This is a genomic window from Streptomyces tropicalis, assembly GCF_029269835.1.
Lineage (GTDB): Bacteria > Actinomycetota > Actinomycetes > Streptomycetales > Streptomycetaceae > Streptomyces > Streptomyces tropicalis.
This window is the reverse complement of sequence record NZ_JARJBB010000046.1, coordinates 1-10713: the sequence shown is the minus strand read 5'-3', so window position 1 is coordinate 10713 and position 10713 is coordinate 1. Positions and strand designations below refer to the sequence as shown.

The 10713-nt window shown below is 72.0% G+C and carries 9 protein-coding genes and 1 pseudogene; 6 read left to right on the top strand and 4 right to left on the bottom strand.

Annotated elements, in window-relative coordinates:
- The 3 genes and pseudogenes from P3H78_RS32160 to P3H78_RS32150 form a co-directional block, all read right to left on the bottom strand.
- Window positions 1–247: pseudogene (locus P3H78_RS32160) on the bottom strand (lasso peptide biosynthesis B2 protein); the annotation flags it as partial.
- Window positions 240–2042, bottom strand: a complete 1803-nt coding sequence (locus tag P3H78_RS32155) for an albusnodin/ikarugamycin family macrolactam cyclase (protein ID WP_276112719.1) — start codon at window positions 2040–2042, stop codon at window positions 240–242. The gene P3H78_RS32155 and the pseudogene P3H78_RS32160, both read right to left, overlap by 8 nt.
- A gap of 97 nt (window positions 2043–2139) precedes the next feature.
- Window positions 2140–2295, bottom strand: a complete 156-nt coding sequence (locus P3H78_RS32150; protein WP_276112718.1) for an albusnodin family lasso peptide — start codon at window positions 2293–2295, stop codon at window positions 2140–2142.
- 215 nt (window positions 2296–2510) lie between these two features.
- Between P3H78_RS32150 and P3H78_RS32145 the strand changes: the two genes are divergently transcribed.
- The 4 genes from P3H78_RS32145 (at window position 2511) to P3H78_RS32130 (ending at window position 7115) form a co-directional block, all read left to right on the top strand.
- Entirely contained in the window at window positions 2511–3815 is a 1305-nt protein-coding gene (locus tag P3H78_RS32145; RefSeq protein WP_276112717.1) for a helix-turn-helix domain-containing protein, read from the top strand.
- Window positions 3816–3957: 142 nt separating this feature from the next.
- Entirely contained in the window at window positions 3958–4941 is a 984-nt protein-coding gene (locus P3H78_RS32140) for an NUDIX hydrolase (protein ID WP_276112716.1), read from the top strand.
- On the top strand, window positions 4938–5876 hold the full coding sequence (locus P3H78_RS32135) for an aminoglycoside phosphotransferase family protein (protein WP_276112715.1): 939 nt from the start codon (window positions 4938–4940) through the stop codon (window positions 5874–5876). Before P3H78_RS32140 ends, P3H78_RS32135 begins: the two co-directional genes overlap by 4 nt.
- Before the next feature lie 351 nt (window positions 5877–6227).
- A complete protein-coding gene (locus P3H78_RS32130) occupies window positions 6228–7115 on the top strand; it encodes a glycosyltransferase family 2 protein (RefSeq protein ID WP_276112714.1) in 888 nt (295 codons plus the stop codon).
- Window positions 7116–7145: 30 nt separating this feature from the next.
- On the opposite strand, the gene P3H78_RS32125 is transcribed toward P3H78_RS32130, so the two are convergent.
- Window positions 7146–8477, bottom strand: a complete 1332-nt coding sequence (locus P3H78_RS32125; RefSeq protein ID WP_498073055.1) for a helix-turn-helix domain-containing protein — start codon at window positions 8475–8477, stop codon at window positions 7146–7148.
- A 186-nt stretch (window positions 8478–8663) separates the two neighbouring features.
- Between P3H78_RS32125 and P3H78_RS32120 the strand changes: the two genes are divergently transcribed.
- Both P3H78_RS32120 and P3H78_RS32115 read left to right on the top strand, forming a co-directional pair.
- Entirely contained in the window at window positions 8664–9638 is a 975-nt protein-coding gene (locus P3H78_RS32120; protein WP_276112712.1) for a class I SAM-dependent methyltransferase, read from the top strand.
- A 27-nt stretch (window positions 9639–9665) separates the two neighbouring features.
- Window positions 9666–10713: NAD-dependent epimerase/dehydratase family protein (locus tag P3H78_RS32115; protein ID WP_276112711.1), on the top strand; the 1048-nt coding region annotated here is incomplete at its 3' end.

The window sequence follows — 10713 nt, the reverse complement described above, 5'->3', positions numbered from 1 at the left end:
AGGTCCACCTGCCCGGCTCACTGGCGGGAGCGAGCAGCCCCAGTGCGAGGAGCCGACGGCCGAGGGCGGGGGCGATGCGGTTGCGGTCCAGGACCCCGGTACGGGAGAGAGCGTTCCACTGGTCTGCGGCCGGGGGCTGGAGGGCTTGGACGTTGCCGGTGCGGTAGTCGATGAGGACCAGGACGTGGCCGAAGTCGACCGCGCGGACGTACTTCGGGCAGGTGACGAACGTTGGCAGGTCATCCACGACGGTCTCCTTCGCGGGGGCGCGACCACGGGGTGGCCGGGCGGTCGAGGGTGCGCAGCCACGCTTCGGCAGCCAAGGCCTGTTCCAAGGGCGCGAGGGGCATCGGGATCCCGGCGGCAGCCTGGGCGAGGTGCGCCCGTAACAGGGCGGGATCGGCGAGGCCGAGAGCGGCCAGGCGCCCGTCAACCAGACGCTGGAGGTCCGGCAGGTTGGCGCGCAGCCCGGTGTAGTGGTCGATGTTGAAGCTGCCCTTGGTCGTCCGAGCGGCCAGGGCGTCCGGCAGGACACCGGACATGGCGCGGACGAGTACCGGCTTGTAGGTGTGGACCGGGGGCCGGGCCCGGACCTCGGTGCGCAGTACGGCGTCGACGACGGACCCGTCGAGGAACGGGTTGTGCAGCTCGATCCCGGACGCGGCGGCCAGCTGGGCGTCGGCTGCCGCGGTCCGCGCGACCTCCCTGACCTCGTCCACCAGAATCCGTGCCGCGAGGTCCAGGCTGGGCAGCGGATCGGCCGCCGCGGCGACATCGTGGACGGCGTCGGACAGCATGCCGGCGGCGGTGCTCGTGGCCCACCGGGGAAGCGGCACCGCCGGGAACCAGCGCACGTCCCCCTGTCCGGCCGGCGCGGATCCGCTCTCCAGCGCGGCGGCCTGGTCGGCCAGGGCTTGGGCGCGGCTGGTTCGGGTCAGGGTCCGTGCCTCGCGCAGCAGCGGCAGGACGGGGCGGTGGCGCAGCCGGGCCCAGCCCGCGGCCTCGGCGGCGGCCCGCCGGTGGAGGCGGTGGCGCAGCAGGTCGGCCAGGTGCGCGGCCGGCACGAACAGGACGCTGTCGCCGCCGTCGCCGGTCAGGTGGGTGCGGCTGCCGAGCTGGTCGCGCATCCAGCGCAGCTGCCCTTCGAGCCGGGCCCGGGTCAGGGTCGACGGGGCCGGCTCATCGGTCGCCGGGACCGTGGTGATGTCGGTGTAGGGCAGGTGCTCGGTGCCCAGGGGAAGAAGGTGGTGGACCAGGCGCGGATGGTGGGCGGCGGCCAGCCGTGCGTACGTGAGGTCGGCGCCGTCGGTCTGGCCGGCCGGGTGGACGGTGACCGTGTGCAGGGTCTCGCCGTCGGGCCGGGCGGTCGCGGCGAGCAGGGCGAGCGAGGAGGAGTCCAGACCGCCGGACAGATCGCACGTCAGATCAGGATCGCTTGCCACCCGCAGCCGTACGGCTTCCTCCAGGGCGGAGCGGAGCCGGTCGTGGGCCGGCCCCGGGACGGGGTCAGGGCGCCATACCGTCGCGCATCGCAGATCCCGGCCCGCGGTGAGCTCGATCCGGGCGCCGGGTGGGAGCTGTTGCACGCCGGTGAAGAACGTCCGGGGCCCGACCGCGGCGGGCACATGTGCCAGGAACACCGCGACCGCGACCCGTATCGGGTCCACCCCGGCGCTGGTGAGGTCGGCCAGGGCGCGCGCCGAGTTCGACCAGGCCCACCCGGCCTCGTAGCGGGTGGCGTACAGCGGCACCGCTCCGGACGGATCGGTGTGCACCACCGTGTGCGGCCCGCGCTGCTCGACCACCGCGTACGCGCCGGACCACCGCCAGGCGATGTCCTCGGGGAGCAGGCGGCGGGACAGCGAGTGCAGCTCGGTGTCGGTGGCGCCGCAGCAGCCCAGCACCGTGACCCGGCCTCCGTCGGGCGCGGCGAACGACCGGATGTCGGCCGGTCCGGTCTGCCAGAGCAGTCCGCCCGGGTCGGATGTGGCTCCGGCCAGCTGGCAGCCGCCGGAGCCGAATGTGAACCCTCCGAAGATCACGATGAATCCCTTCCTGGTTCTGGAGCCGGCCGTGGGGGGGGGGGGGGGGGGGGGGGGGGGGGGGGGGGCCCCCACCGCACGGGCACGGGGTGTTCGGTCAGGCGTAGTTGTAGGCGCGGCGCTTGTCCTCGCTCTGGCCGCCGCCCTGGCCCTGGGTCAGGGCCATGAGGCCGCCGAGCTCGACGAGTTCGACGAGCTTGGGTTCGTTCGTCGGGGATACGGGGGTGGCGGGGTGTGCGGTCGGGTCGTTCATGACGACTCCCTCCATCGGAAGAGCGGATCGTTGCCGCCGAGCGGTGCGCGGCGGCGGTGGTGGTGCCTCACCAGGACACCGCTGGATGGGTCCGATGCCGAGCGAACTCCCCCTGTGCGCACGCCGTTTGCGCGTCGCGCACACGGTCTCGACCGGGTGTCACCGCCCGGCTACCGTGAGCAGGCTGATGTCCGGTGGTCCCGGAGGGAGCGGCCATGCGTGCTCAGGTACCGGACTGGAACTCTCCGCGTGCCCAGCAGCTCATCGCCGACGGCGACGTCGGGGGCCTGATCCGCTGGGCACGCCAGCAGCGCGGTTGGCGGCAGGCCGACCTCGGCAAGGAGACCGGCTACTCCGCATCGGCGGTCAGCCGTCTCGAGACCGCAGACCGGCCGGCGACCGATCTGGACATGCTCAAGCGGTTCGCCGACGCGCTCGTCATCCCTGCGGGGGTACTTGCCGCGGTTCTCGGCGTAACGCCTCCCCGGGCCACTACAGTTGCCAGCGCCCAGCGCCCGGCCGCATCCGAGGAGGACCCGATGAAACGCCGGTCCCTCCTCGCCGCCGGACTGGCCGTTCCCGCGCTCGCCCTCGATCACCTCGACGAGGCCCTCGCGCTGCTGCCCGCGCCCGCCTTCGCGCCGAGTGCGGACCGTCTGGCCGCGCAGTACCGCCGGGCACGTGCCCAGTTCAACCGCGGCGCGCACGCCGACCTTATCGAGGCGCTTCCCGACCTCCTGGCCACCGCAGAGGCCTGCGCCGACCAAGGCGAAGCCGCCGACTACGCCCGGCTCGCCGCCTGCTACGACCTGGCCACCGAGACCCTGTCCAAGGTCGGTCGCTACGACGCCAGCCGGATCACCGCCGACCGGTCCAACACCTACGCGCGGCTCTCCGGAGACCCGCTGGCCGGTGCCGCGTCCGCCCGCGCCTTCAGCATCGTCCTGCGCCACGGCGGCCGCGCCGCGACCGCGCAGCGCGTGACCCTTCACGCCGCCGCCCAGGTCGAGACCACCGGGCTCGTCACCCCCGCTCAGGCCAGGACCTTCGCGCAGATGCTGTGCACCGTCGCCTACGCCGCCGCCGAGGCTGGCGATCGCGACCGTGCCCTGGAGATGATCCGCGACGCCGAACGGGCTGCGGCCCTCCTCCCCGAACAGCCGGGTGTGCCGACGTTCTCGGTCACCCCGGCCTCCGTCACCCTCTACAAGGTCGGCGTCCTGTGGTCCCTCGGTGACGCGGGCGCCGCCGTTCACGCCGGACGGAACCTCCGCCCCGGCCAATTCGCCACCGCCGAACGCCGCGGCCGGCTCCACACCGATATGGCCCGCGCCTGGTGGCGCTGGAACAAACCCGAGCAGACCGCGCACGCTCTCCTCGCCGCCCACCGCACCGCCCCCGCCGAGGTCCGCGACCGCCCCAGCATCCGCGCGATCGTCACCGACCTCGCCCACCATCACCCCCGCTCCAGCGCTGTTCGCGAACTCGTCGCCGCGACCCGGGTCCGCACCACCGCGTAGTCACGCCCGATCGCTCGTGAGGGTGGACTTCAGGCGGTCTCCGCACCATCAGGCCCGACCTTCGATACGTTCGTCCCCGGCCGGCGAAGCGCATGGCGGTGCTCGGTCGTGAGCCTGCGGGCAGAAGACGAAGGAGCGCAGCATGGCCATCTCGGGCCCGCACATCCACGACACGGTCATCGCCTACCTCCAGCGGCGCCCCGCCGAACTTGAAGTGCTCCAGCCTCTCCTTGACCGTCTCGCGGGTGGTGTGGATGTCACCGACCGCTCCGACTTCGCCGGCCATGTGACCACGTCGGGCGTTGTCGTCAACGATGCGGACGAGGTTCTGCTGATCCATCACAAGGCGTCGGGTCGCCGCATCCAGCCCGGTGGCCACTGCGAGCTGTCCGACCGCACTCTGATCGCTGCCGTACGGCGCGAGATCGCCGAGGAGACCGGTATCACCGCGCTGGAGCCGCTCTGCGGCGGCGAGCCGGTCCAGATCGACGTCCACTCGATCGGGGCGCGCCCCGATCGAGGCGAACCGGCACACCACCACATCGACGTCCGGTACGTCTTCCGCACCCGGGGCACGCCCACACTGACCCTGCAGCTCGAGGAAGTTGCCGGCGCCGAATGGTGCGGACCGTCGCAACTGGGCGACCCGGTGCTGCGCGCCCGCGTCCTGGACGTGCTGGGACGGCCACGAGAAAACCGCCCGGTCGAGGAGGACCCGTACGGCACTCTGGTGGTAATCACGAACCGGGCCGGTGAGGTCCTCATGCACCTGCGCGACGACAAGGAGGGCATCTGGGCGCCGGGCACCTGGGCTCCGCTGGGCGGCGGCGCCGAACCTGCCGACGCCGACCCTCACGCCACTGGTGTCCGCGAGCTCCAGGAGGAGGTGGGCCTGACCGGCATCGAGCTGACGCCGATGTTCCGCGTCGACTCCGACGGCTACCCCGTCTACGTCATGCACGGCCGGTGGGACGGAGACCCGGCCACGCTGGTCCTGAGCGAAGGCACCGATCTCGCCTTCCTCGCGTCGACGGACTTCGACCGGCTTCCGATGAACGCCTCCGTGAAGCAGGACACCCGCCGCGTACTGGACCTGATCATCCCCAAGCCGGCCCCGCACCGGTGATCCGGCTGCCGGAGGAGTTCGCGCGGACCACGCTCGCCCGTGAACGCGCGAGCGAGGAGGCCACGGGCTGGCTCACCGGGCTGCCGAACACGGTGGAAGAACTGCTCGGCCGCTGGGAAAGCCGGCCGGACGGCCCCCCGATGCACGGGGGCATCGGCATCGTCCTCCCCGTACGACGCCAAGGGGAACTGCCCGCGGCGCTGAAGATCTCCTTCCCGCACCCCGGAAACCGCCATGAACCGGACGCGCTGGCCACTTGGGGCGGCCACGGCGCGGTGCAGCTGTACGAGCGGGACGACGAGCACTTCGCGATGCTGCTGGAGCGTGCCCGCCCGCTCACCCTCGCCCAAGTCGGCGACGAGGACACGGTGGCCGAGATCGCCGGACAGATCAGCCGCCGCCTCGCCGTGCCCGCACCCGAGCACCTTCCCCGGCTCCAAGGACAGGCCGATACCTGGCAACGGCAGCTCCAGGAGGACGCGGCCGAGATGCCGCACGTGCTGACGCCCTACGTCGTCGCCGCGGCGCTCGCGACCGTACGCGAGCTCGCCTGTGCCCAGCCCGACACGCTCGTGCACGGCGACCTGAACGCCCGCAACGTCCTCGCGGCGGACCGGGAGCCGTGGCTGGCCGTCGACCCCAAGGGATGGGCCGGAGATCCCGCCTTCGACGCGGGCACGCTGGTCAAGTCCCGCTCGGTCGTCCTGGCCGATCGAGGCACCCTGGGGCCGGCCGTCGACCGCGTGCTCGACGTCTTCACCGAGGCAGCCGGCCTCGACCGTGAACGGGCCCGGCGCTGGGCGCAGCTCAGCACGGTGCAGGCCGCCTTCGCCGGACGGCGCCGCGGTTTCCGCCGGGCTCGCAAGGGGCCGGAGCTGAACCGGCTCCTCACGATCGTCGACGAACTGGCGATGACCCTGACGACACCCCGCTGACGCCGCTCCGCAGCAGGTCGCCCCGTGCGCCACCGCCGGGTGCCACCCCCGGCCAGCCGGGCAACGGTCCGTTCGAGCCGAACGCGGCCCCCGCAGCGAACCACTCCACGAGCCCGGCCTCCCCCGTGGCACATCGCCCGCGGGAGCTGCCGTCGACCATCGTGTTCAGCTGATGTTCGAAATTGCGCCACATGGCCAACCTGCTGAGTTCTTCCACAGGTGCTGCGGGCGTTACGCTGCGCTGGGCCGTGCAGTCAGGACAAGCTCCGAGACCACCTTGTGCCCCTCGACAGCAGCGAGCGCCCTCGCGGAGACGGCATCGCAGGCCCAGTGAACGAAGGACAGGTCCAGGTGAGCAGGGAAGCGCCCAAGCGCACGGTCGACGTCGTCGTGCTCACCATGAATGACCGTGACGAGGAATTCCGCACGGCGATGTCCTCGGTTTTGGCCCAGGAGGACGTGGACCTCCGTGTCGTGATCGTCGGGAACGGCGTGGAACCCGACTACGTCCCCGACGGGGTGCAAAGCGTCACACTTGCCGAGAACACCGGCATTCCGGAAGGCCGCAATGTCGGAGCGGACGCTCTAGCTGCGCACGGTGCCGAGTTCGTGCTGTTCTTCGACAACGACGCGGTCCTGCCGACCCCCGACACCATCTCTCGGCTGATCGCCGAGTTCGACCGGCACCCGCGGGCCGCGTACGTCCAGCCCCGCATCGCCGACCCCGCCACCGGCCAGACGCTCGGACGGTGGGTTCCACGGCTCCGGTCCGGCGACGCCCGACGCTCGGGGGTCGTCACCGTCATGGCCGAGGGCATCGTCCTCGTGCGCCGCGCGGACTACGAGAAGGTGGGCGGCTGGCCCGGGCACTTCTTCCTCTTCCACGAGGGCGTCGACCTCTCGTGGCGCCTGTGGGACCTCGGTCGGGTCGGCTGGTACGCCGGGGACATCGAGGTGCACCACCCCGCGACGAACCCCGCCCGGCACAAGCCGTTCTACCGGATGGTGGCCCGCAACCGGGTCTGGGTGGCGCGCCGCCGCCTGCCCGCTCCGCTCATCCCCGTCTACCTGGCCGCCTGGATCCTGATCAGCATCTGGCGCTTCCGGTCCTCGGGGAACCTCGGGGTGTGGTTTCGGGGGTTCGCCGAGGGACTGCGCGGGGGTGCGGGGGAGCGGCGGGCGATGTCGTGGCGCACGGTGTGGCGGCTGACGCGCGCCGGCCGCCCACCGATCGTCTGACCTGCCCGGCCCGCGCCCTGGGGGCGTGCGTCAGCCGCCGGCGGCGATCCGTTCGCGGAGGTCCCGTACGGCCGGCAGGGCCTTGTGCGCGGCCATGGTGGCGACGAGGTTCTGGAGAGGGCCGACGGTGCGCTGCGAACTGATCTGGTCGGTGAGGTCCAGGGCCTGGTGCGCGGTGCCGCACGCCTGCTCGTGATGCCCCTGGAGCCACTGCGCGCCGGCCATGCGGGTGAGGTAGAGAGCGTGGGTGCGCACCGCGCCGCCGTCGAAGGCGCGGGCTGCGGCCGCGAAGGTGGCTTCCGCGTCGCCCGGGCGCCCCATGGCCAGCTGGGTGGAGGCCCGTGAGCCCTGGAACTCGGCGAGGTCCATCCAGTACGCCCACTCGGGCTCGTGCTCGTCGGGGTGCTGCTCCGCGCGGTGGAGATGACGCTCGGCCTGGTCGAGGTCGGACCAGCAGCGCTCGTCCCCGAGGTGTGAGCGGGCGCGGGCGCGGCGGGCGTGGACGAGGGCCTGCACCCGCGGGGAAGCCTTACCGCGTACGGTGCTCAGGGCCGCGCTGGCGATCGACTCGGCCTCCGCCGGCCGGTCGCAGTTGTAGGCGGCGGCCGCCCAGAAGGTGAGGATGTGGGCTCCCAGGGCCTGGTCGTCGGCGCTGTGCGCGGAGTGCAGGGCGGACTTGAAGATCCGGTCGTCGCAGGTGCCGTGGATGTCGAAGATGGCCCAGGCGCGCATCCGTTCCAGGTCGGCCGCCGCAGCGTAGAGGCGCCGGCCGTGGTCGAGGGAGTAGCTGCGGTGCGTCAGTAGGTCGGCGACCATGTCGTTGGCCGCCGCGGTCTCATGGATCAGGGTGCCGCCGCCGTCCTCGTCGTCGGTGCGGCGCAGCGCGCGGACCTTGCGCTCGATGTGGGTGACGGCGGCCTCGCCGATGCGCTTGCCGCTGGTGATCTCGCCCGCGGCTGCCGGGTCGGCGGTGAGCCAGGAGAACAGGCCGGCGGTCAGGGCCGACGAGCCGAAGATGAAGGACCGGCGATGCATGTCGCTCCCGACTGAGTCTCTGAGCGCGTCCAGCGCGCCTTGCGGGGTCCAGGGGAAGTCGCTGTACTGCTGAAGCGGGTCGAACTCGAGCCACAGGGGCCAGGGGTGGGTGTCGACGAGGTGCGGGTCGATGTCGAACAGCTCGGCCAGCAGCTTCTGCGTCTCCACCTCCGGTTCGCGGCCGTCCTCCCAGCGTAGGACGCCGGACGGGGCGGTTCCCAGAGGGCGTTTGCGCTCGATGCTCAGTCTGCGCAGTGCGCGGGCGAGATCAGGCCGGTTCATGTTCCGGGCCTGACGTGCGATGACTAACCGGTGGATCTTCCCCACTGTTCCTCCTGCAAGAGCCCCGCGCGGGTGGATATCCGGGCGACGCTAGCGGCTCGGACCTCGGCGCGGAAGAGCGTCAAACGGTGCTCCGATAGTGCTCCTCACCGCACCCCAACGGCACCGCCGAACTGGCTTCCACCCGTGGCCGGGCGGAAGTCAGGGTGAGGTCAGCCCGAGGTCGCGGCAGTGGATCTGCCACCGGGCGCCGACGCCCCGGACGGCCACGATCGGAGCACCGCCTTGTCGTTCACCGAGACCCCCCTGGACTTCAGCACCCCGGAGCTGGCCGCTCTGGCTCTGAAGGTCATCCCCGAGCAGCACTTCGAGCTGCGGGCCGAGGACGCCCGCGACAGCTACTTCACCGACACCAGCAAGCTCGACGCGAAGCAGTTGGCCCACGACCGGTTCCGCACCAACCCGCTGGCCCTGCACGACCACTTGATCAGGGCCTTGGACCTGCGCGGTACCGAGGAACTGCTGGACCTGGGCTGCGGCAACGGCGAGATCCTGGCGCGGATCCGCCCCTACCTGGCCGCTGGCCACCTCACCGCCTTCGACATCGCGCCCGCCGCTCTGGAGGCCGCCCGGCAGCGACTGGACGGCGTGGCCACCCCGTGCGAGTTCGTCGAGGGCAGCGCGGACGACCTGAGCGCCTTTGCCACCGGCAGCTTCGACCGGGTCATGGCCGTTTACATGGCGCACTACGTCACCGACCTCGACGTCTGCTTCGCCGAGGTACGCCGGGTCCTGCGTCCCGGGGGCCGGTTCGTGCTCGCCACCGACCGCAACGACTCCATGGTCGAGATGTGGAACGTCCACTTCGCCGCGCTGCGCGAGATGAACGCCCCGCAGAGGCTGTTCCGGGCCACGCCGAAGGCCCGGATCTCCCTGAGCAACGGCGCCGAGCAGCTCGCCGGCCACTTCGCGTCCGTCGAGCGCGTGGACTGGCAGGACCAACTTCAGTTCGGCAAGGCCGAGCACTTCATGGCCTTCTACCGCAGCTGCAACCACTGCTGCGCCGGCTCCAAGCCGGGCGAAGGGCTGCCGCCGGCGTTCTTCACCGAGCTCGAACACCGCGTGCACGCCCACGTCCAGGCCGCCATCGACGCGATCGGCTACTTCGCCCTGACCAAGTACACCGGCCACTTCATCTGCTCCTGACCCGCTCCACCTCTCCGAGGAGACCCCGTGCCTGCCCAGACGAACGACCTGACCGGTGCCCGTGTCCTGATCACCGGCGGCGCCGGGTTCATCGGCACCGCGTTGCGCGCCACCCTGACCCGCGCCGGCGCGCACCCGGCCCTCCTGGACGACCTGAGCGCCTACGGGCCCACGACCCTGACTCTGCTCGGTACCGGCCCCACCGACCCGGACCTGACCGTCGGCGACATCAACGACGAGCCGCTGGTGCGCCGCATGGTCGCCGAAGCCGACTACGTTGTCCACGCCGCCGCCCACTCCTCCGTCCACGGCTGCACCACCGACCCGCACAAGGCCGTCCGCTCCAACCTGACGGGCACCGACACCCTGCTGCGCGCCGTGGCCGCCGCGCCCCACGTGCGCCGCTTCGTCCTGCTGTCCACCGCCCAGGTCTACGGCCACGGCGCCCCGTACGCTCCCCGCGGCGAACAGGCCGGCTACTTCACCGAGGACCAGCCGCTCAACCCCCTGAACATCTACGCCAACAGCAAGCTGTGGGCCGAGGGACACACCCGGCACCTTCTGGACCTGGCCGAACAGGACTACACGATCCTGCGGCCGTTCTCCGTCTACGGGCCTGGGCAGGTCCCCAAGCCGGGCGCCGCCTCGTGGGTGGTGGCGCAGTTCACCATGTACGCCGCGTTGAACCAGCAGCTGCTGCTCAACAATGGCGGTCGGCAGGTCCGCGACTTCATCCACCGCGACGACGTCGCCGACGCCCTGCGCATCTGCCTCACCGCGCCCGCGGCATCCGGGCAGACCCTCAACCTCGGCACCGGCGCCCAGACCGCGGTCCGCGAGGTTGCCGAGCATGTGGCCGGGCACTTCCCCGGCGCCCGGATCGTCGACGCCCCCCGCGTTGCCCAGGACCCGCTCGGCGCCTGCGCCGACACCACCCGCATGCGCTCCGTCCTGAACTGGCAGCCGGCCATCGGCGTCGCGGACGGCATAGACGGCTACGTCGAGTGGGTGCGCACCACCCCCAACGCGATCCCCGACTGGATGCGCGCCGAGACCAGCACCAGCCGCATCGCCG

What these genes read in the sequence shown, in the direction of transcription:
- P3H78_RS32150 (WP_276112718.1), bottom strand. Translation starts at nt 2,295, where the DNA reads ATGAACGACCCGACCGCACACCCCGCCACCCCCGTATCCCCGACGAAC.
- P3H78_RS32145 (WP_276112717.1), top strand. Translation starts at nt 2,511, where the DNA reads ATGCGTGCTCAGGTACCGGACTGGAACTCTCCGCGTGCCCAGCAGCTC.
- P3H78_RS32140 (WP_276112716.1), top strand. Translation starts at nt 3,958, where the DNA reads ATGGCCATCTCGGGCCCGCACATCCACGACACGGTCATCGCCTACCTC.